This window comes from Corynebacterium sp. HMSC077G07 (assembly GCF_001809225.1).
Lineage (GTDB): Bacteria > Actinomycetota > Actinomycetes > Mycobacteriales > Mycobacteriaceae > Corynebacterium > Corynebacterium jeikeium_D.
In genome coordinates this window covers 124,412-146,467 of the sequence record NZ_KV796530.1, presented here as the reverse complement: position 1 = coordinate 146,467, position 22,056 = coordinate 124,412, and the positions used below count along the sequence as shown (strand labels likewise).

Below are 22,056 nucleotides of genomic sequence, written 5' to 3'. Positions count from 1 at the left end.
TACTGGACTAGGGGCACTGTACTAGGAGCCTGGAAAGCGCTCAGGCTCCTAGCTTGAAGCGTCGGTGTATGGCCAGTCATCCGGAGCCATGAAGTAGTAGACGCTGCCCATTACAGCGGCCATAAACGCCATTAGCAACAGGAAAAGTGTTGCTTTCATTGCCACATGACGCTCCGCATACCAGGCGTAAAAGGCGTCCAATTTTGCTGCCAACCAGATGTTCAGGCGACGTGTCGGCGGATGCACCAACGAGAGAATTCCCAGTGCAACAAAGATGCAGAGCCATCCGGGAGCAGGAGTTGGCAAAATGATAATGCCAACAATGAGCAATACGAAGCCTGCGACGAGAAGAACCGGGGAGAGTACCGGCCCATACCAGGTGTTGCGCATATGGGCATGGCGAATCTGCATGCGGTCCATCAAGCGATGTACCTTTTCCTTCATTGCGATTCACTTCCTCCGATTTTCGGTGCCGTGCGCTATTTCTAGCAGCGGTCTCGGACGAGGCATCGTTGAAGCATTAAGCATCAAATGTGCAGCTCAACTGCCTGGGTGCACCGTTGGACATTGATTCTTTTAATCATGTCTATATTTAATCCATTGTTGCACAAAAGCTGCGCCCCAGTGCAACGAGATTTTTCGGAAGGTGGTAATCTTCCAACAGTTCTCAGTGGTTTACAGCAGTTACCACTGCATCTCATCCACCTGTTCACCTCAGACAGTTCATACTGCGCTAGGTGCCTTTGGTCTTCAGTTTTCTGCAGCCAGGAGTTTTGCATGCGACTTCGCCCCAAAGCCCTTCGCGCTACTTCCGCCTCGGTCATTGTTGCGCTTTCGGCCTCGACTCTGTTGGCGGGGTGCACCATCGATGTCCCAAGCACCACCGGGTCCAAGGCCACCACTGCTACCACAAAACCTAATGCTCCAGATAACGGTTGGGATGCTTCCGAGGAAGTCACCTGGTCTGATGCACAGGACGTCCTCGATACTGCGGCTAAGAGTTTCTCCGACAACTATGGCATTGATTTAGGTGTCTATTTGCGTGTCATTGACGGTCCATACAAAGGGCTCACGGCGTCGGTAGGCGAGGATACGAAGGAGTACTCCGCATCGACCATCAAGGCTCCGTTAGTGGTTACTGCGCTGAAGAAATTCGGCGATGACCTAGACAAGACGGTGACGGTCGATTGGGACAATGGTGTTGGCGGAAGCGTGATTGGCCCTGGCCAATACACGCTCGACGGGCTGTTGCAGTACGTGATGCGGTATTCGGACAACACCGCGGCGAATGGGTTGATTGACGCTGTCGCTGGTTTCGACGAGGTCAACAAAACCATCAAGGAAGCCGGTGTTGATGACAAGCGCTACCACCTGGGCAACAAGTTCAACATCCCCAATCCCAGCGGTGATCGGTCCTGGTTTACTCCCTCTCAAGCTGCGCTGTTCATGGCACGTCTCCAGGAAGTGGCCGATGGCACCTCAAAGCACAACTTCATTACCAAGGACACGGCACAAACTGCATTGACCTACCTCACTTACGGTGGTTCGCAGAAGTTTGTGATGTACGTCGGCTCCGCAGTCCAGAAGACCGGTGACACTGCCGAGGGCGTTAATGACCACGGTATTTTGTACACCGCAGCCGGCCCCATCGCTTACGCCATTACGACGCGCTTTGATGAGGTGCCGCTCAATGAGCTTACCGACGGCCTGCTCGGCCAGCTGGGTTCCCAAATAGCCCAGCTTCTGCCGGATTACAATCGCCTTGGTAAGGATGGCAAGCCACTGACTGCTAAGCAGGCTGCGACGTGGAGCGCGGATGAGGATGGCGACGGCATTCCTGATCGTATCGGAACCGACAGCATGGATGGATCCGGGTACATCGATGATTCAGATTCTGCGAATTACAACGAATCTTTGGAACCTGACTGGTTCAATCCGTTCCGTGGATAGGACCTGGATACGCTCCCCAAAACAAAATTGCCCGTGTGTCAGGTTTTCAGGCTGAAACTCAGATCACTGAAAACCGTGCAGCACGGGCAATTCCTATGTGATTGTCTTTTGTTTGGCTGGATTCGGGACTAGCCCTGCCACTTCAGCCAAACGGCGGTGTTGGCCGGCAGCACCAAATCAATCGAGTGAGCCTGGCCGTTCCAACCGTGCTCGACCGCGGTCACAGTACCGTTTTCACCGTAGCCGGAGCCCTCGTAACGCGATGCGTTTGTGTTCAGAATCTCCGTCCATTGGCCACCGCGCGGTACGCCAATCTTGTAGATTTCCTGCGTGGTTCCCGACAGGTTATAGACGCAGGCGACGACCGAGCCATCGGTGCCGTAACGGACAAAGGACACAACATTGTTTGTGGAATCATCCGCGTTAATCCACTGGAAGCCCTCTGGGCGGTCATCCTGGGTGTAGAACGCTGGGTTTTCCTTGTAGATGGCGTTGATGTCCTTAACCAGCAGTTGAATGCCGCGGTGGAATTCGCCGCTCCAACCTTCGAGGTTGTCCCAAGCCACGGACTCATCGTGGTTCCACTCGTGGTTCTGGCCAAGATCCTGACCCTGGAATAGAAGCTGCTTGCCCGGGTGCGCCCACATGAAGGTCAGGAAAGTACGTAGGCCTGCGGCCTTATCCCAATCGCCGCCCGGCATGCGCTCCCACAGCGAGCCCTTGCCGTGCACGACCTCGTCGTGGCTAATCGGCAGAATGAACTCTTCCGAGTAGGCGTAGACCATAGCGAAAGTGAGCTCATGGTGGTGGTAGGAGCGGTAAATCGGCTCCTTGCTGAAGTACTCCAGCGTGTCATTCATCCAGCCCATGTTCCACTTCATAGAGAAGCCCAAGCCACCGTGTTCGGTAGGTGCGGTCACTCCCGGCCAAGAAGTGGATTCTTCGGCCACGGTGAGGAAGCCCGGGTTGTGCTTGTGTACAGTGGCGTTGAATTCCTGCAGGAACTGAACAGCATCGAGGTTTTCACGGCCACCGTACTGGTTCGGCAGCCACTCGCCTTCATTGCGGGAGTAGTCCAGGTACAGCATGGAAGCCACTGCGTCGACGCGCAGACCGTCGATGTGGAACTCTTCTGCCCAGTACAGTGCGTTGGCGTAGAGGAAGTTGCGTACCTCGTTGCGGCCGAAGTCGAAAACGTAGGTGCCCCAGTCGCGCTGCTCGCCGCGACGCCAGTCCGGGTGCTCGTAGCAAGCCGTGCCATCGAAGCGGGCAAGTGCGAACTCGTCCTTCGGGAAGTGCCCCGGAACCCAGTCCATGATGACACCGATGCCAGCGGCGTGGAAGGCATCAACTAGACCGCGAAACTGGTCTGGGGTGCCGAAGCGACTGGTCGGAGCGTAGTAGCCGGAAACCTGATAACCCCAGGAACCGGTGAACGGGTGCTCACATACTGGCATGAACTCCACGTGGGTGTAGCCCATGTCGACCACGTAGCGCACCAGCTTCTCCGCCATAACTTCGTAGCTCAGGCCCTGCTTCCAGGAACCCAAGTGGACCTCGTAGATAGAGATGGGCTCTTCGGTCCAGTCTGTGTTGGCGCGCTTTTCCATCCACGCTTGGTCACCCCAGGTGTAGTCGGAGGTCGCGACAATCGACCCGGTAGCCGGTGGGAGCTCAGCAGCACGCGCCATCGGGTCGGCCTTATCGCGGCGCTGTCCCTCCGGTGTCGTGATGGCGAACTTGTAGACTTCGCCCTCACCCACACCCGGGATGAACAGCTCCCAGATACCTGCACCACCCATAGAGCGCATTGGGTACTGCGCGCCGTTCCACATACAGAAGTCACCGACCACGGCTACGCCACGTGCGTTCGGAGCCCAGACCGTAAACGAGGTGCCTTCGACCGTACCCAGCTCTGTGTCGTAACTGCGAAGGTGAGCACCGAGAACCTTCCACAGTTCCTCATGACGTCCTTCGCCGATTAGGTGCAGGTCACCAGCGCCAATAGTGGGGAGGAAACGGTAGCCGTCGGCACGCTCTACGGTTTCGCCGGAGTCCCACGTAATGCGCAGGCGGTAGTCGAAGTCATCGCCGCCTGGGACGAGGGCGGTGAAGAAACCGTCGCCCAGGTTCTCCGCTTCAAACTCGCCGCGCGTGCTGACGACAGTAACTGCCTGAGCGCCGAAGACCCTCGTGCGAATAACCGTGTCACCGTCCACGACGTGTGCGCCGTAGATGCTGTGCGGATCGTGATGGGTGCAGTAGCGCAGGCGATCCATATCGCCGGAATCAATTGCGAGGCGGGGATCTGTGTGGGCTCCCATGGAAGGTCCTTCCGAAGCGTTTCTAGGTAGGTGAATGTGAAGTTGTTGAGTTCAGTTTTAAAGAAATAGAGGGAGGTAGGGGACAGTGGGCTGCTAACTCACCCGCCAGCCTAACGACGAATCGTTGCGACAGTGGTCAGGTCAGCGGCCCACTAACCCCGAAAGTTCCCAGCAAGCGTTCTAGCCCTCGTAGTCGGGGACGTCGCGCCAAGCCAACTTGTGGCGGAGCTTGACATCGATTTCCGGCAGCTTGATGATGTGCGCGACGTTTTCCCACGGTGCCAGGCGGACGTAGTTGTCCTTGCCCCAGTTGAACTGGTTGCCGGTAATCAGGTCAGTGACATCCATGCGGTCGTGGTTGCGGAGCCCAATGCGATCCATGTCGAGGTGCACGGTAGCTTCCTGGGCATTCCACGGATCGAGGTTGAGAACAACGAGGATGGCATCGCCGGTGACCGGATCGAGCTTCGAGTAAGCCAGCAGGTTGTCATTGTCGATGTCGTGGAAGTGCAGGTTGCGCAGCTGCTGCAGAGCCGGGTGCTCGCGGCGAATCTTGTTCAGCGTGGCAATGAACGGCTCCAGCGAGTTGCCGGTGGCCAGTGCCTGGTCGTAATCGCGGCTGCGGAGCTGGTACTTCTCGCTGTCGAGGTACTCCTCGGAGCCCTCCTTGACCGGAACGTTTTCAAACAGCTCGAAGCCGGAGTACATGCCCCACAGCGGAGATAGGGTGGAAGCCAGCGCGGCGCGGATGGCGAAGGCTCCACGGCCGCCCTTGACCAGGAAGTCATGCAGAATATCTGGGGTATTGACCCATAGGGATGGGCGAGCGATGTCCGCATGGCGGGTAATCTCCTCGCCGAATTCGGTCAGCTCTTCCTTCGTAGTCTTCCACGGGAAGTAGATGTAGGACTGAGTGAAGCCAGCCTTGGCCAGACCGTAGAGACGGGCTGGGGCGGTGAAGGCCTCGGCGAGGAAGATGACCTCCGGGTTGGTTTCGTGAACGGTTTCAATCAGCCATTCCCAGAAGTTGCCCGGCTTGGTGTGGGGGTTATCCACGCGGAAGACCTTGACTCCACGCTTGACCCAAAACTTCACTACACGCAGAACCTCTGCGTACAGGCCCTTGGCATCGTTGTCGAAATTCAGCGGGTAGATGTCCTGGTACTTCTTCGGCGGATTCTCGGCGTAGGCAATGGTGCCGTCCGGCAGCACGGTGAACCACTCCGGGTGAGCCTTAGCCCAGGGGTGGTCCGGTGCACACTGGAGCGCTAGGTCGATAGCGACCTCGAGGTCGCGCTCCTTAGCAGCCTTGATGAATTCCTTGAAGTCCTTTTCGTCACCGAGGCTCGGGTGGATGGCGTCGTGGCCACCTTCTGCGGAGCCGATAGCCCACGGAGATCCGACATCGCCCGGTTCCGGGGTCAGGGTGTTGTTGCGACCCTTGCGATTGATTTCACCGATTGGGTGAATCGGGGGCAGATAGACCGTGTCGAAGCCCATGCGCTGAGCGCGATCAAGCTGTGCAACCGCAGTCTTGAATGTGCCGTGCAGCAGCTCGCCATTTTCGCCGTAACCACCGTTGGAACGAGGGAAGAACTCATACCAAGAGGAGTACAGGGCTTCGCGGCGGTCAACCTTGATCTTGCGGGTCTTTCCGCGGGTCAAAAGGTCGCGCACCGGGTGCGCCTGCAAAATGGCGCGGGTCTCGTCGGAAAGCGCGGCTGCAATGCGGGCGCGAAGATCGCCGTCGCCGCGCAGACCTGCGGCGATGGAGCGTAGGTGGTTGCGGTGGATAGCAGCGGCACCAGCGGCGGCGCGGTCGAAGAGAGCGGCGCCAATTTCTAGATCATTAGCGAGTTCAGCTTCGCTCTGACCGGCCTCGAACTTCTTGGTGATAGCGTTGCGCCACGTTGCCATCGGGTCGGACCAGGCATCAATGCGAATGGTCCACAGCCCGGGAACATCTGGGACGAAGGTGGCATTGACCTGATTTGGATCATGGTCAGAAAAGTGCATTGGGATGCGCTGTGAGCGGGAAGCAAAAGCTGATTCCTTCGGCCCCTTGACGTTGAGCGTGGCGTTCATCGCGTCGTGGCCTTCTCGCCAAATGACGGCAAAGGTTGGGACGACTTCACCCACTACGGCCTTCGATGGAGTTGCACCACCGTTGATTTGAGGACGGATGTCATCAATACCGATTCGACCAGTCATAAAAGACGTTCTCCTAATTGTCGGCGAGCTAGGTGAAAATCGAAGCAAAACCATCTCGAGTGAACTCGATTTGCTCTCTACCGAGGATAGATGAGAATGTCCAAGCGCACATTTGGGCAAAGTTAGGGCACCATGGATGTGTGGCTGAATTGGAAGAAGACTTTAACGAAGATTTGCTACTCGACTTTCGCGACGTAAACCTCATCCGTGGTGGCCGTACGCTGGTCGGGCCGGTCGATTGGCAAGTAGAACTTGACGAACGCTGGGTCATCATGGGGCCGAACGGTGCAGGCAAAACTTCTTTGATGCGCATTGCTGCAGCGGAGGAGTTCCCGTCTTCAGGGGTGGCCCATGTGATGGGCGAGCAGATTGGGCGCACCGACATGCGTGATCTGCGCACCATGATTGGTTTGACATCATCGTCGATTGCTCACCGCATTCCCAATGACGAAAAGGTCGCGGACCTTGTTATTTCCGCCAGTTACTCCGTCCTGGGGCGCTGGCGTGAGACCTATGAAGAGATGGATTTCGAACAGCTCTCCGAGATTCTCGAGCGCATGGGTGCTGAGCATCTTGCAGACCGCACCTGGGGCACTCTCAGTGAGGGAGAGCGCAAGCGCGTACTCATCGCACGAGCCATGATGGTCAACCCCGAATTGCTGCTTCTCGACGAGCCGGGAGCCGGACTCGACCTCGGCGGTCGCGAGGACCTCGTCGGTTACTTAGGCGAACTCGCACTCGACCCGGATGCGCCGGCGATGGTGATGATTACGCACCACCCGGAAGAAATTCCGTACGGCTTCACCCATGCGATGCTCCTCGACGAAGGCAATGTCATCGCACAGGGGCTTATTGACGACGTCCTGACCAGTGAGAACCTGACCAAGGCTTTCCACCAGGAAATCGTCGTCGATCGCATCGATGATCGCTACTTTGCGCGCCGGGCACGGCCTGCTGGAAAGCACCGGAAGAAGTAGACGCTCATGGCGGTTCCGACACCTGAAACCCCGAATACACCCGCGTCGCCGAAACTGGCTGCGACTGTGTTGCTGCTCCGCGACACCCACTGCGGGCTCGAGGTCTACGTTCAAGAACGCGTATCCTCAATGCGTTTTGCGGCCAACATGACCGTGTTCCCCGGCGGTGGAGTAGACCAGCGTGATTTCCCCGCTGTCGCGAATGAGGTCATGGCCGTGACCGAGCTGTTGGAGGCCGACCCCGAGTCGCGGATCGCGCAGGCTTTTAACGTCGACTGCGCGCGGGCGCACGCGCTCACCTGCGCGGCCGTGCGTGAGACCTTTGAGGAAACAGGCACTCTGTTGGTTCGCGATGCTGGCGGTGAGATTGTCGCAGATGGTCACCGCTTCCACCGTCAGCGACGACAGTTGGAAGCCCACGAGTTGTCATTGACGGATTTCCTTAGCAATGAAAATCTGGCGCTCGATGCCGAACTCGTCAGTCCTTGGGCTAACTGGGTGACACCCGAATCCAACCCCATTCGCTACGACACCTATTTCTTCCTCGCCGCGCTTCCCGACGGTCAAAGGGCCGACGGTGACACCTCTGAGGCATCATCTTCAGGTTGGTTCCGACCGACTACGATTTTGGATGGATGGCGCCGTGGGCTACTTGGCCTCATGCCTCCGACCTGGGCGCAACTAACTCGCTTGGACGGCGTCAGTACTGTGGCCGAGGCTCTCGAGGCGGCCAGAAACACTCCGGTGCGACGCACCAGTAGTGACTTCCTCGGGGAACCTTTTATGGATGAGTACTTTGCCGTTGCCACCCACATGGGGCATTTGCGCAAACGTATGAACCGTTAGCCGACTACTCAACCCCCGTTAACCGGCTGATCCCTAGTTGGAAGGAGATAACGAGTGTCCCTGTCCGCTGCAGAGGTGGCCGCTGTTGCTGCTCACCCGGAGTGGCTAGATGAGGCCGACCAGCTCGCGCTCACTAAAAAGTCTCTGATTGCAGACTCCGCGCATCTACGCCAACACTGTGGCGAGTTTGGTCGCGCGGTCATTGAAGTTGCGGCAGCTCGGCGTTCGGCGGTCAGCAAACTGCCAGGGGACTGGATCTTCTCTTCCGAAGCAGCGCAACAGGCCACGCCCTTTGTCGTCGCGATGGCTCGCGCCCGTAGGCTTGCGGATCTCGGTGTCGAAGCAGTGGCCGATGTGACCTGCTCCATTGGTACTGAAGTGGCAGCAATTGACCACGAGGGCCTGACCGTCGTCGGGTCTGATCTCGACCTTGCACGGCTGGCCATGGCGCGGCATAACGTCGGCAAGAACATCTTCGCGCAGGCCGATGCTTTGCAACCGGCCTTTGACGCACCTGTCATTGTCGCTGACCCTGCACGCCGTTCCGGTGGGCGTAGGATCACCAACCCGGAGGACCTGCTTCCGCCACTGTCGGCGCTCATAGCCGCCTGGCCCGACAAAGAACTAGCTATCAAATGTGCGCCGGGCCTCGACTTCAGCGAGTGGAGCGGGGAAGTAGCTGTCACTTCGGTCGACGGTGCGGTCAAGGAGGCGTGTCTATATACGCCGGGGCTGGTCAGAGTTACCGAGGGGCAATCCGTAACGCGGTCGGCGATGGTTGTCCAGACCGTCGATAAGCACAGGCCATTAGAGTTGTCGGCGGTGAACGTGCAGACATACGACGACACCATGCCTGACGACATCGACGTACGGGCGGCCGGTCGGTACATCATTGACCCGGACGGAGCAATCGTGCGCGCCGGGCTGGTGCGGCATTTTGCGGCGGCACATGGGCTGTGGCAGCTCGATGAACGGATTGCGCATCTTAGCGGTGATGCGTTGCCACAGGGCATTGCCGGGTTTGAAGTTATTGAGCAAGTGAATTTGAAGCAGGTTCGCAAGGCACTGGCAGCGTTGGATTGCGGATCGGTGGAGATTCTCGTGCGCGGCGTAGACGTCAACCCCGACGCGTTGCGCAAGCAGTGGAAGCTTAAGGGCTCCAGGGCGTTGGCGGTGGTGGTCACGCGCATCGGACGGAGCGCGACGGCGTTTATCTGTCAGCCCCGGGAGATCGGTTGAGGACCGCTTTACGACGGAAAATTGGTGGGGGTAGCCCGTTGGGGATCGGTGTTTGCTGTTGGCGAATACCACGGAGGCAACTGCGATCGGTTGCGTATTATTAACCTCTGACATGCGGAAATGGCATGTTGGCGGGCGGGCTGTGCTCGTGGTGTAGAAAAAAATTTAAAAAAATAACGACATTGTTATCTGGATCACCTTCGCATTGGCGATAGGTTCTGTTATCTTCAACACAGACGACCTAGAGCGTGGCCTGGTTCACTTTATTGTGAGGCGGCTTGCGAAGTAAGGTCAGATAAACGTTCACCAGTAATCAACCAGTAAGGACGACAGAAAAATGCCGAACATCGTGGTTCTGGTCAAGCAGGTTCCGGACACCTGGTCCGAGCGTAAGCTCACCGATGACAAGTTTGTCCTCGATCGTGAGTCTGCAGACGCAGTTCTCGACGAAATTAATGAGAACGCTGTTGAGGCTGCCCTGCAGCTGAAGGAAGAGCACGGCGGAAACGTTACCGTCGCAACTGTTGGCCCGGATCGTGCCATCGAGGCACTGCGCAAGGCTCTGTCCATGGGCGCAGACGACGCCGTCATTCTTTCGGACGACGCACTTGAAGGTTCCGACGCTGTTCAGACCGCATGGGCTCTGTCCAACGTCATTGACACCCTCGAAGATGTTGACCTCATCGTCACCGGTAACGCCTCCACCGACGGTGGCACCGCTTCCGTCCCGGCTATCCTCGGTGTTTACCGCGACCTCCCGGTTCTGACTCACCTGCGTTCCGTCGCTATCGACGGTGACTCCATCACCGGTGAGCGCGAGGTCGAAGACGGCATCTACCAGCTCAAGGCATCCCTGCCGGCAGTCGTCTCCGTCACTGAGAAGGCTAATAGCCCGCGCTTCGCATCCTTCAAGGGCATCATGGCCGCTAAGAAGAAGCCGGTCACCGAGCTGACTCTGGACGATGTTGCTGCTGAGGCAGAGCAGGTTGGTCTCGAAAACGCTGCTACCGGTGTCACTGGCTCCACTCCGAAGCCGGCTAAGACCGCTGGTGAGCGCATTAACGATGAGGGAGACGGCGGCGCCAAGCTGGCCGAGTACCTCAAGGCCCAGAAGTTCATCTAAGGCGCTTGACGCGAATAGAAGACAAATAGAGATACAAGTAGGAGAAAGATCACTATGACCGACGTCCTCGTTCTCGTCGAGCACGCAAATGGCGAGCTGAAGAACACCACCGCTGAACTGCTGACCGCTGCTTCCGCATTCGGCACCCCGGCCGCAGTTGTCGTGGGTACCCCGGGTACCGCTGCTAGCTTCGCAGACACCCTGGCCTCCTACGGCGCTGGCGAGATTCTCGCTGCTGAGTCCGACGATGCCGACAAGTACCTGATCACCCCTGAGGTTGACGTTCTCGTCGGCCTGGCCTCCGAGCGTGAGGTTCCGGTGCTGGTTTCCGCTTCCGCAACCGGCAAGGAAATCGCTGGCCGCGTCGCTGCGCTGACCGGTTCCGGTCTGCTGTCCGACGTTGTTGCTATCAACGATGACGCTTCCGTTAAGTACTCCATCTTCGGTGGCGAGTACATCGTTGACGGTGTCGGCTACGGCGCATCCCCGGTCTACGCTCTGCGTCCGGGCTCCGTTGACCCGGAGGAGAAGTCCGGTTCCGCTGACGTTACCGAGATTGCATTCCCAGAGATCGGCAACAACGCTGTCGAGATCGTTTCCTTCGCACCGGCTGAGGGCGGCGACCGTCCGGAGCTGACCGAGGCTAAGCTGGTTGTTTCCGGTGGCCGCGGTGTCGCATCCGAGGATGGCTTCAAGAACGTTGTTGAGCCGCTGGCAGACGTTCTCGGCGCAGCTGTTGGTGCTTCCCGTGCTGCTGTTGACGCTGGTTACTACCCGGGTCAGTTCCAGGTTGGCCAGACCGGTAAGACCGTTTCCCCGGACCTCTACGTTGCTCTGGGTATTTCCGGTGCTATCCAGCACAAGGCAGGTATGCAGACCTCCAAGACCATCGTTGTGGTCAACAAGGACGAAGAGGCTCCACTGTTCGAGATTGCTGACTTCGGTGTCGTCGGCGACCTGTTCGACGTTGTCCCGCAGGCCATCGAGAACCTGAAGTAATACGCACTTGCCTTAAGGCTACTAGTTGCGTAAGGCTGCTGGCCGAGAGTCAACTCGGTTAGCAACTACCTGCTCGGGGTGGGCGCAGATTTTTCAAGTCTGCTCCCGCCCCGAGCATTTTTTGGTCCTACTCATCTGTTCGTGCAGACAGTGAGGTTTAACTATGGCGGATAGTGAGCATAAGCCGCACGCAGCGTTATACTGCCTGCATGCTTAATGACCACATCGTTGCCGCTCCGGACGAGAAGAGTGAAATGAAGTCTGCTGCGAAGACCCGTCACTTTGTGGATCATGCCGCGACTACACCATTGCGCCCAGAAGCGCGCACGGCAATGGTCGAGAACCTAGGTCTGGCCAACCCCTCGGGGCAGTACGCCACCGCACGCATTGCGAAAAAGGTTCTGGAAGAGTCCCGAGAGGAAATTGCAGAGCTGCTCGGTGCCGATCCCATCGAGGTAGTTTTTACTTCCGGTGGAACTGAGGCCGACAATCTAGCGATTTCAGGCCTGTACTTCAAGGCCTCTGGCTCGGACATTGTGGTTCCACCAATCGAGCACGATGCAGTGTTGAAGACATGCCACCATCTGGAAAAGGAACACTGGGCCAAGATTGTTGAGGCTCCTGTAGGTGCTGATGGTCGCGTTGACATGGTGCAGTTCCCGGCGATGAGTCGGCAGAACACCGCGCTGGTGACGTGCATGTGGGCGAACAATGAGACCGGCACTATCCAGCCGGTGGAGGAGATTGCCAAGCGGGCGAAGGAGGCTCGCGTGCCTTTCCATATCGATGCTGTGCAGGCAGCCGGACATCTGCCAATTGATTTCCACGCAAGTGGCGCCACTACAATGGCCATCTCCGCGCACAAGTTCGGCGGTCCCCGTGGGATTGGGGCGCTGCTTGTTCGTCGTGAAGCGAAACTTACCCCGCATAACAACGGCGGCGGGCAGGAACGCGGACTGCGTTCGGGCACGCAGGACGTGGCGTCGGCGGCGGGCATGGCGGCAGGACTGCGCGCGGCGGTGGACGCGATGGCGGCGGACAATGAGCGAATCCGCGGTCTGACGCAGCAGCTCATCAGGGCAATCGTGCACATCGACGGTGCGATTATCCACACCAGCGAGCTCGCTTTGCCGGGGCACGTCTACGCTAGCTTCCCGGGCGCGGAGGCCGATAGTTTGATCATGCTGTTCGATGCGGCGGGAATTGACTGCTCTACGGGATCGGCATGTAGCGCGGGCGTTAACCGTCCCTCGCACGTGCTGATGGCGATGGGCGTTTCGGAGCCGGAAGCGCGATCGTCGATTCGTTTTACGCTGGGGTACACCTCGACGCAGGCGGATGTCGACGCCGTCATTTCGGCGCTGCCGGAAACGGTCGAGCGGGCGCGGCGTGCTGGCATGGCTTAGTTTTTGCCCCGTGGTGGTACGGTGACACGTGCACAAAATCTAGAGGGGAAAGGTTGCAACGCAATGCGAGTTCTTGCAGCAATGAGCGGTGGTGTGGATTCTTCCGTGGCTGCGGCGCGTGCATTGGCCGCAGGTCACGAGGTCGTCGGCGTGCACTTGGCGCTGTCGAAAGATCCGCAGTCCGTTCGCGCTGGATCCCGCGGCTGCTGTTCGCTAGAGGACTCCGGCGATGCCCGCCGCGTCTGCGATGAGCTGGGCATTCCTTTCTACGTCTGGGATTTCTCCGAGCGCTTCAAAGAAGAGGTCATGGATGACTTCTACGACTCCTACGAGCGCGGCGAGACGCCGAACCCATGCCTGCGCTGCAATGAACGCATCAAGTTCGCCGCTCTACTAGAGCGTGGCATCGCGCTCGGCTTCGACGCTGTGGTCACGGGGCACTACGCTTTGCTTGGCGACGACGGCCTGTTGCGCCGCGGCCGCGATGCGAAGAAGGACCAGTCCTATGTCCTGGGCGTGCTGGATCGCGAGCAGCTGCAGCGCTCGATGTTCCCGGTAGGAAACACCGAGAAGCCAGAGATTCGTGAAGAAGCCCGCGGGATGGGACTAGGCACTGCCAACAAGCCGGACTCTTACGACATCTGCTTCATCCCGGATGGCAATACCAAGGCGTTCCTGGGCGCGAAGATTGGCCGTCGCCCGGGCACCATTGTGGATAAGGAAACTGGCGACACTGTCGCTGAGCACGACGGTGTCTACGGTTTCACCATTGGTCAGCGCAAGGGGATTGGCCTGGCGGGGCCGATGCCTGATGGCAAGCCGCGCTATGTCACCGGCATTGACGCAGAGACCGGCACGGTGACAATCGGCACGGCTGCGGACTTGAATGTCAACGTGCTCGAGGCTGACCGTGCCATCTGGCTGGCCAACCCGGATGAGGTACTCGCTGCCTCGGAGGCCGGCAAGCTGCAGGTGCAGGTGCGTGCGCACGGTCGCCCCATCGACTGCCGCATTGAAGTGCTGGCAGGACCTGACGATGACGTCACCGGACGCGGTGGCGCCTTCCGGCTGCGCCTGAGCGATCCGCTTCGTGGTGTCGCTCCTGGTCAGGCCGCTGTTTTGTACCACACTGACACTGCGGGCGACTACGTGCTGGGCTCCGGCACGATTGTCTCGACCGCCCGTGAAGAGGACTTGTCGTGACCTCCTTTGTCGGCCTTGGCCCGATGCCGGGCCGCAATCCACACGAGGCGGCAGAGATTGTCATTGGCGAATGCCTGGAAGGTCACGTCACGCTACCGACGTTGCCCGCCCGTGGGTTCGGCGCCGATGCCGTCGGTCGCACGGCCGCCCTCATGGCTGACCTCGTCGTGGACAGGGGAGCGCGCTCCTGGAAAGTCGCCGACCGTCGTGGTCGCGCGAGTGCCTTGGCCACTGATTATCTCCACCGAGACATCGACGCGTGCGAGGAAGCGTGGGGACGCACCCCGCAGAAGATTCGCCTGACCGCTCTCGGCCCATGGACGATGGCGACTTCGGTGGAAAATGCCGCAGGCCATCTCATCGCCGTTGACCGCGGCGCCGTGAAGTACTTCGCGCAGTCGCTGGCCGCGGGATTGGCTTCCCACATCGCCGATGTCCGTCGGCGTTTCGACAGCGACATCGAGGTACTTCTGGCAGAACCCGCACTCGGCGCAGTCGTACAGGGCAAGATCAAGGCTCCGTCCATGCTGATGGGCAACGCGGGCTATCTCCCCGCCCAGGGGCACCGCGAGATCGCGGAGATCTTCCTCGAGGTCACGGGGCCGCTGCGTGACGACGACATCGAAGTGACCATCGCGCTGTCGAGCCCCGATGGCCTGGCTGTTCAGGCCTTGGCGGATTCCGGTGCGGCCGGAGTGTGGCTACCTCGCAAAGAACTGACCACCACGCAGCAACTGGATTTTGCGGCTGCCGTGGTCGGTGCCGATATGTCCCTGGAGCTGGGTATTGTGCCAGTGACGGTCACGGAGCGAGAAGAGCACACGGGCGTCCCGGTGGCGACACCGGCTCGAGCACTCGCTGAGCAAGCAGCGCTGTTCTGGGATGAGCTGGGCTATTCGCGCCTACAGATTGCTGAGAGCCTGAATCTGGCGCCGATGGGCGGCTTTGCTGCCAGCTCCAATGAAGAAGCACAGGCGCAACTCGGCGCAGGCCGCAATGCCACGGAGCTTCTTCGTCGGGCAGCCGGTGACTTGGCTCGCGACGAATAGCGACCTTATTCCACCAGCGTATTGAGGTAGTCGGCGAAGTAGGGAAGTGTGAATTCCACGTATCCGGTCGACGCTGACACAATCAGCTCGCGATAAATCAGGTCATGGCGAAGCTGTGAGATGCCAGAGAGTTTGCGTCCCATGGTCTCTGCGATGGCGCTCGTGGCCACGGGCTTTCCATTGGGGGAGAGGCGCGCCATCGCTTTGAGAAAATCAATCTGGCGAGGTGGTACTTTTCGCAGGCTGGGCGCATGAACTTGCAGCCCGATGCGGCGGATGGATTCCGCTGCCGCATCCGAGACATGCTGAGCGGTAATGGTGTCCGAGTGGGCCAACCTGGCCTTAGCCCAAGCGACTGAGCCAATGGTCTGTATGAGATACGGGTAGCCGTGGCTGAGTTCAGCGGCCAGCTCGACGGCATCCTCAGTCATCGCGCGTTCGCCGAGTTCTGCAGTTCTGCGAATGATGTCCTTGGTGGTCTCCACGTCCAATCGGCCCAGAGACACGCGCTCGGCACGGCGTAAGAATGTTGCGCCCTCTAGCTGGAGCAAGTCTTCGATACCGCTGGGCAGCCCGGCTGCGACAAAGGCAATCTCCGCATCGTCGCGATTTAGGTCCTGGATTGCATGGGCAATTTCGTTGAGCTGTGCGGGGTCTGCACTTTGCACCTCGTCGAGAGTGAGCAAGATGCCGGATTCCTGCGGCATGAGGAGAGCCGAGAGATCCTGAAGTTGGCTGAGCAGATTCCTGCCGGGCTCGGGCTGAGAAGTGCTGACTTCCGTCTTAAACCCGCCAATGCCGGCGATGGACAGGCCGGTGAGGTGACGGCCCTTGCCCGTCGGTGCACTGTCAATGGCACTGAAAGCGCGCGGAATGGTGACATCGGTGAGCTCAGAAATCATTTCAGAGCCGATGTGAGCACGCAGCACAATCCATCCCAGTTGCTTTGCTGCGGTTTCAAACTCGTTGAGAAGTACCGTCTTGCCGATTCCGCGGGTACCGGAAATTAGCGCGGTTCGCCAGGGATTACCGGGGCCTTCCGCCAGGGCCAGCTCAAACGAGTCCAGCTCGACATCGCGCCCACCGATGATGGCCGGGGATCGGCCGAATGTGGGGTGGAAAGGATTGCGTGGGATGGAGATGGCCTTGTCGCTGCGAGTGGTCACGCATCAATCATAGCAATGGATAATCCACATCGGCTTGGATAACTTGGATATTCCGCCGATGTTTTGGATATTCGGTTTTCGTTGGATAATCACAAAACTCTGGATATTGGGAGGGCCGGGGAGGGTGAGGGGGTCGCTGCTCAGTCCATCGGCCACCCAAAGGTGAAGTCCGACGTATCCTTACCCTTTTCGGTCAGGTACTGCTGCAGGTTCTTCTTGTACTGGTAGTACGCGACGGCCTGCAGCTCCATCAGCTCTTCTCCCGATTTTTCGGTTAGCTCCCGGTAGTGGCGCGCCATCACCCATGCGATGCGCGCAGCCGCCAGAGCATCTTCGGTGGCATCATGTGCCCCGTCCAGGCGCACCTGATAATGGCGGGAGACATCAGTCAATGTGCGTTTTTCGCGACGTTCCGGGTCGAAGTAATTATCCAGCACAAAGGGGTCGACGACGAGGCCGTCAACGGTAAAACTGGGATCCTGCGAGCGCAGTACCGTCAGATCATAGGCCGCGTTATAGGCCACTACGGTCAGACCATCGCGCCAGGCAGCTCGAAGGCCGGCAATGGTATCCGCTAGCACTTCATCGTGCGGGCGTCCCTCCGCGCGAGCTTTTTCAGTGGTGATGCCATGCACATCAGACGCAGCTTGCGGAATTTCGACACCGGGATTAGCGAGCATGATGGTGGAATCTTTGCCCTGCTCAGTCAGTCGGACCAGTGCGGAAGTGACAATCTTGCAGGTGCGAGGATCCGTGCCGGTAGTCTCCAGATCAAACGCGAGCATGCGTCGCGGATCGAAATTATGCATGTCTCAACTGTAGCGGAGAGTGCGGATTCGCTGAGGGGCAGGAACAAGGTCAAGAGAATTTCCGTGTCCTCCGGCGCATCCGGGCAATGACATAGAATGAGCGACGTGACTTCCTCGACCGATGAGAACTCCGACCTGTCAACCTCCGATTTGTCTTCGTTTTCCAGCGCCCCCGCCTCCGAGCCAGCGCCGGCGGACGTCCGGGAGAAGTGGCAAGATCTAGCAACTCGCATTCGTGAAAACGCTGCGCTGTACTACACCGCGCAGCCGGTTATCTCCGATGCTGAATACGACGAGATGTTCCGTCAACTGCAGCGGTTAGAGGAGCAGTGGCCCGATCTGGTGGTGCCGGACAGCCCCACGCAGCAGGTCGGTGCGCAGGTCGACACGCCTGCCGACGGGGAAGTGTTCGAGCCTGTTGAGCACCTCGAACGCCTTTACAGCTTGGACAATGTTTTCGATGAGCAGGAGTTGCGCGGCTGGCTGGCCCGCACCCCGGCCAGCACGTATCTGACCGAGCTGAAAATCGATGGCCTGTCTATCGATCTGGTCTATGAGAATGGCCGCCTTGTCCGGGCGGCCACCCGCGGAGACGGCCGCGTGGGGGAGAACGTCACCGCCAATGCGCGCACTATCGAAGATATTCCGCATGAAATCAGCGGCGAGAACATCCCCGACGTGCTCGAGGTGCGTGGTGAAGTCTTTATCTCGTTGGAAGAGTTCGAACGCATCAACGCCGATCGCGTCGAAGCGGGTCAGAAGCCGTTTGCCAACCCCCGTAACGCCGCCGCCGGTTCCCTGCGACAGAAGGATGTTGCAGAAGTGGCCAAGCGCCGGTTGTCCATGATTTGCCATGGAATTGGTCATATCGAGGGCTGGCGTCCACAGTCCCAGCACGAGGCATATCGTGCCTTGGACGAGTGGGGTTTCCACGTGTCGCCGTATACAAAGCAGGTTCATTCCGCGGATGACGTCGTTAAGCAGATGCAGTACTGGGGCGAGCACCGCCACGACGCCATCCACGAGATGGACGGGCTTGTGGTCAAGGTTGACTCCCTTTCCGAGCAGCGCGCGTTGGGCGCGACCTCGCGGGCGCCGCGCTGGGCGATTGCCTACAAGTATCCGCCAGAAGAGGTCACCACGGACCTGCTGGACATTCGAGTCTCCATCGGCCGAACTGGTCGTGCGACGCCATATGCCGTGATGAAGCCGGTCTTCGTGGCCGGGTCAACTGTCGAGATGGCGACGCTACACAACCCTTCCGAGGTGCACCGAAAGGGTGTGCTCATCGGGGACCGTGTGACCATCCGCAAGGCCGGTGACGTGATTCCAGAGGTACTCGGCCCCGTGGCCGATCTCCGAGATGGTAGCGAGCGAAAGTACATTTACCCGACTCTCTGCCCCGAGTGCGGTACTCGTTTGGCTCCGGCAAAGGACAGCGATGCCGATTGGCGTTGCCCCAATACCCGCTACTGCCCAGGTCAGCTGCGGCGTCGAATTGAATTCCTCGCCTCCCGCTCCGGGTTCGATATCGAAAACCTGGGGGAGAGGGGCGCTGCCGATTTGATTCATCGCGGCGTGCTTGCCGACGAGTCCCGCCTCTTCGACCTCACCGAGGAAGATTTGCTCGGCACTGAGGTCTACACTACGGCTTCGCGGAAAACCCTGAACGCCAATGGTAAGAAACTGTTGGCCAACATCGAGGCAGCTAAGGATAAAGAGCTGTGGCGCGTATTGGTCAGCCTGTCCATTCGTCATGTGGGTCCAACAGTGGCGCGGACCTTGGCACAGAAGTTCGGCTCGATGGAGGCGCTGCGCGCTGCGAGCCGCGAGGAGATTTCGGCCATCGATGGCATTGGCGAGATCATCGGCGATTCCGTGGCTGACTGGTTCGAGGTGGACTGGCACCGCGAGGTTGTCGAGCGCTGGGAAGCTGCCGGTGTGCGTATGGCCGATGAGGTCGCCGATCGTCCAGATCAGGTGCTAGAGGGATTGACCGTGGTAGTCACCGGCTCTTTGGAGGACTTCACTCGCGACAGCGCGAAGGAAGCCATTATCTCCCGTGGCGGTAAGGCCGCAGGGTCGGTGTCGAAGAAGACCGACTACGTGGTGGTTGGCGAAAACGCCGGTTCCAAGGCCACAAAGGCCGAGGAACTGGGCTTGCCCATCCTCGACGAGGATGGGTTCAAGCGGTTGCTGGAAACTGGTCAGGCCTAGCTGGGGCTTGGCCCAGCCAGGATTTGACCCAGCCGGGCCTAAATCTTGGTCTCTTCCAGCTTCCAGACCTCATTGGCGTAATCGCGGATAGTGCGGTCGGAGGAGAAGCGGCCCGAACGGATGATGTTCAGGAAGCACTTCTTGGCCCACGCCAGCTCGTCGCGGTAGTCCTCGGCCATGCGGTCGCGGGTCTCGCGGTAGTCAGCGAAGTCGCCGAGGACGTAGTAGACATCGGCTGGCTCGTACCCGTTGGACTCCAGCAGCGAGAAGTGCAGGTCGTGGAACATTCCGCTGCCACCGTCAGCAAAAGTGCCGTCGACAAGCGAATCGACCGCGCGCTTGAGACCCGGCACCGTTTCGTAAGTGCCACGCGGGCTGTAGGTGCGACGCAGCTCCGGCAGCTCCTCTTCCAGCGCACCGAAGATGTAGGCGTTCTCTTCGCCGGCGGCGTCGACGATTTCGACGTTTGCGCCGTCCATGGTGCCCAGCGTCAGTGCGCCGTTCATCATGAACTTCATGTTCGAGGTACCCGAAGCCTCCTTACCGGCAGTGGAAATCTGCTCGGAGACGTCGGTGGCCGGGATGATGTGCTCTGCCGGGGTGACGTTGTAATTCTCAACGAAAGCGACCTGCAGGCGACCGTCCATGTCCGGATCGTTATTGACCTTGTCCGCGATAGCGTTGATGAACTTAATGATGGCCTTCGCGCGAACGTAGCCTGGGGCGGCCTTGGCACCGAAGATGAACACGCGCGGTGGCACGTCCAGCGCTGGGTCTTCCTTGATGCGGTAGTAGAGATCGAGGATGTAGAGCGCGTTGAGAAGCTGGCGCTTGTACTCGTGCAGACGCTTAATCTGGGTATCGAAGATGGCGTCCGGGTTCACCGAAATACCCTGGCGGTGTTCCAGCCAGGTGGCGAAGTCCTTCTTGTTCTCGTGCTTGATGTCGAGAATCTCACGCAACACGGCCTCGTCGTCAGCAAACTTTTCGAGCTCAGCGAGCTTGTCCAGGTCGGTGACCCAGGCGTCCGAACCCGACAGGCGAGTCAGCAGTGCCGACAGGCGCGGGTTGCACTGGTTGAGCCAGCGGCGCGGGGTGACTCCGTTGGTCTTGTTGTTGAAGCGCTCCGGCCAGATATCGTGCCAGTCCTTCAACGTTTCGCGCTTAATGATTTCCGTGTGCAGAGCGGCAACACCGTTGATGGAGTACGCGGCGTAGCAGGCAATCCATGCCATGTGGATACGCCCGTGGGAAATCGGCGCCATGTAGTCAATCTTGCCCTGGTCGAAGCCGCGCTCCGCGAGGTCTTCGCGGAAGCGGCGGTCGATCTCACGGGTGATCTCCAGAACGCGGCCGAAGAGACGGTCAAAAATGGAGTATTCCCAGGTCTCCAACGCTTCTGCCAGAACGGTGTGGTTGGTGTAGGCGAAGGTGTTGGACACGACGTTCCAGGCGTCGTCCCAGCTCATATCGTGCTCATCCAGGAGCAGACGCATCAGCTCTGGGATCGCGAGCACCGGGTGGGTGTCATTGAGCTGAATGGAGTTGTACTTGTGGAAATCGCGCAGGTCCTCGCCGTGATTCTCGATGTAAGAATCAATCATCGTCTGCAGCGAAGCCGAGACGAAGAAGTACTGCTGGCGAACGCGCAGGACCTTGCCGTCATAGGTCGAGTCATTCGGGTAGAGCACGCGGCACAGGTCATGGACGCGCTCCCGTTCGACAATGGCGTCGGTGAAACGCTGTGAGTTGAAGGCGTCATAGTCGAACTCACGCATTGGCTCCGAGTGCCACAGGCGCAGCGTGCCGACGTTATCGGTGCCATAGCCGGTAATTGGCATGTCATATGGAACAGCGCGCACGACCAGGTCATCAAAGGTGACAATCTTGGACAGTTCCTCGCGACGAATAACGAAGGGGTAGCCCTCTTCCATCCACGGATCCGGGTGCTCATCCTGGAAGCCGTTTTCAAAGCTCTGCTTGAACAGACCGTAGCGGTAGAGGATGCCATAACCGGTCACCGGCAGATTCTGCGTGGCACAGGAATCCAGGAAGCAGGCGGCCAGACGCCCCAGGCCACCGTTACCGAGAGCGGCGTCGTGTTCGGCCTCGAGCACGTCTGTCAGATTCTTGCCGTACTTTTCCACCGCAGCGGAGGCCTCATCCACGAGGCCTGCATTGAGCAGGTTGTTCAGCAGGGCGCGACCCATGAGGAACTCGGCGGAGAAGTAGTGCTGCTGGCGGGTAGCAGCGTATGCCTCCGTGGTGCGCTGCCAGTTGTCCGCTAGGTCATCGACAACAACCCGTGACAGACCGGACCAGAATTCCATCTCAGTGGACGACTGGGGGACACGGCCGGATTCGGCACGCACGTGGGATCCGACGAGGTCACTCAAGTTCGACATCAAAGAAGCTCCTTATTGACTGGTATCATTTCCAGACTTTACCGCTAAGCGTGAATCACTGCGCTCCATAGGGGAGGAGCCATAGGGTAAGAGCTTCGAGCAGAAGGGAGCAGCCCACAGAAGGGAGCAGCC

General features: G+C 59.1%; 16 protein-coding genes. 10 read left to right on the top strand and 6 right to left on the bottom strand.

Going from position 1 to position 22,056, the window contains the following annotated elements:
- Positions 1-48: 48 nt before the first annotated feature.
- Positions 49-444 (bottom strand): TIGR02611 family protein, encoded by a 396-nt coding sequence (locus tag HMPREF2562_RS04325; protein WP_016422463.1) that lies wholly within the window; start codon positions 442-444, stop codon positions 49-51.
- Positions 445-777: 333 nt separating this feature from the next.
- On the opposite strand from HMPREF2562_RS04325, the gene HMPREF2562_RS04320 reads away from it, so the two are divergent.
- Positions 778-1,950 (top strand): serine hydrolase, encoded by a 1,173-nt coding sequence (locus HMPREF2562_RS04320; protein ID WP_070549674.1) that lies wholly within the window; start codon positions 778-780, stop codon positions 1,948-1,950.
- A gap of 128 nt (positions 1,951-2,078) precedes the next feature.
- Here HMPREF2562_RS04320 and glgB read toward each other — a convergent pair whose 3' ends face one another.
- Together glgB and HMPREF2562_RS04310 are read right to left on the bottom strand one after the other, a co-directional pair.
- A complete protein-coding gene (gene glgB, locus HMPREF2562_RS04315) occupies positions 2,079-4,274 on the bottom strand; it encodes a 1,4-alpha-glucan branching protein GlgB (protein ID WP_049190093.1) in 2,196 nt (731 codons plus the stop codon).
- Between the two features lie 180 nt (positions 4,275-4,454).
- On the bottom strand, positions 4,455-6,485 hold the full coding sequence (locus tag HMPREF2562_RS04310; protein ID WP_049172064.1) for an alpha-1,4-glucan--maltose-1-phosphate maltosyltransferase: 2,031 nt from the start codon (positions 6,483-6,485) through the stop codon (positions 4,455-4,457).
- Between the two features lie 140 nt (positions 6,486-6,625).
- Between HMPREF2562_RS04310 and HMPREF2562_RS04305 the strand changes: the two genes are divergently transcribed.
- From HMPREF2562_RS04305 to HMPREF2562_RS04270, 8 genes are all read left to right on the top strand, one after another.
- Entirely contained in the window at positions 6,626-7,462 is an 837-nt protein-coding gene (locus HMPREF2562_RS04305; protein WP_048735276.1) for an ABC transporter ATP-binding protein, read from the top strand.
- Positions 7,463-7,468: 6 nt separating this feature from the next.
- On the top strand, positions 7,469-8,308 hold the full coding sequence (locus tag HMPREF2562_RS04300) for an NUDIX hydrolase (RefSeq protein WP_049172068.1): 840 nt from the start codon (positions 7,469-7,471) through the stop codon (positions 8,306-8,308).
- Between the two features lie 54 nt (positions 8,309-8,362).
- Entirely contained in the window at positions 8,363-9,547 is a 1,185-nt protein-coding gene (locus HMPREF2562_RS04295) for a THUMP-like domain-containing protein (protein ID WP_070549673.1), read from the top strand.
- A gap of 337 nt (positions 9,548-9,884) precedes the next feature.
- A complete protein-coding gene (locus HMPREF2562_RS04290; protein WP_049194091.1) occupies positions 9,885-10,670 on the top strand; it encodes an electron transfer flavoprotein subunit beta/FixA family protein in 786 nt (261 codons plus the stop codon).
- Between the two features lie 54 nt (positions 10,671-10,724).
- Positions 10,725-11,669, top strand: coding sequence for an electron transfer flavoprotein subunit alpha/FixB family protein (locus HMPREF2562_RS04285; RefSeq protein WP_070549672.1), 945 nt, complete (start codon positions 10,725-10,727; stop codon positions 11,667-11,669).
- A 254-nt stretch (positions 11,670-11,923) separates the two neighbouring features.
- The gene (locus HMPREF2562_RS04280; RefSeq protein ID WP_049190139.1) at positions 11,924-13,075 is read left to right on the top strand and encodes a cysteine desulfurase family protein; all 1,152 of its coding nucleotides are present in this window, start codon (positions 11,924-11,926) and stop codon (positions 13,073-13,075) included.
- A gap of 63 nt (positions 13,076-13,138) precedes the next feature.
- On the top strand, positions 13,139-14,278 hold the full coding sequence (gene mnmA / locus HMPREF2562_RS04275) for a tRNA 2-thiouridine(34) synthase MnmA (RefSeq protein WP_049190095.1): 1,140 nt from the start codon (positions 13,139-13,141) through the stop codon (positions 14,276-14,278).
- Positions 14,275-15,327, top strand: a complete 1,053-nt coding sequence (locus HMPREF2562_RS04270; protein WP_070549671.1) for a uroporphyrinogen decarboxylase/cobalamine-independent methonine synthase family protein — start codon at positions 14,275-14,277, stop codon at positions 15,325-15,327. Before mnmA ends, HMPREF2562_RS04270 begins: the two co-directional genes overlap by 4 nt.
- 5 nt (positions 15,328-15,332) lie before the next feature.
- Here HMPREF2562_RS04270 and HMPREF2562_RS04265 read toward each other — a convergent pair whose 3' ends face one another.
- Together HMPREF2562_RS04265 and HMPREF2562_RS04260 are read right to left on the bottom strand one after the other, a co-directional pair.
- Positions 15,333-16,493, bottom strand: coding sequence for an ATP-binding protein (locus HMPREF2562_RS04265; RefSeq protein WP_070549670.1), 1,161 nt, complete (start codon positions 16,491-16,493; stop codon positions 15,333-15,335).
- 140 nt (positions 16,494-16,633) lie between these two features.
- Entirely contained in the window at positions 16,634-17,302 is a 669-nt protein-coding gene (locus HMPREF2562_RS04260) for a 3'-5' exonuclease (protein WP_048735295.1), read from the bottom strand.
- Between the two features lie 96 nt (positions 17,303-17,398).
- Here HMPREF2562_RS04260 and ligA point away from each other — a divergent pair, with 96 nt between their 5' ends.
- Positions 17,399-19,519, top strand: a complete 2,121-nt coding sequence (gene ligA / locus HMPREF2562_RS04255) for an NAD-dependent DNA ligase LigA (protein ID WP_141744765.1) — start codon at positions 17,399-17,401, stop codon at positions 19,517-19,519.
- Between the two features lie 38 nt (positions 19,520-19,557).
- Here ligA and HMPREF2562_RS04250 read toward each other — a convergent pair whose 3' ends face one another.
- Positions 19,558-21,924 carry a glycogen/starch/alpha-glucan phosphorylase gene (locus HMPREF2562_RS04250; RefSeq protein WP_049172083.1) on the bottom strand — a complete coding sequence of 789 codons (2,367 nt, stop codon included), beginning with the start codon at positions 21,922-21,924 and terminating at the stop codon, positions 19,558-19,560.
- Between the last annotated feature and the right edge of the window lie 132 nt (positions 21,925-22,056).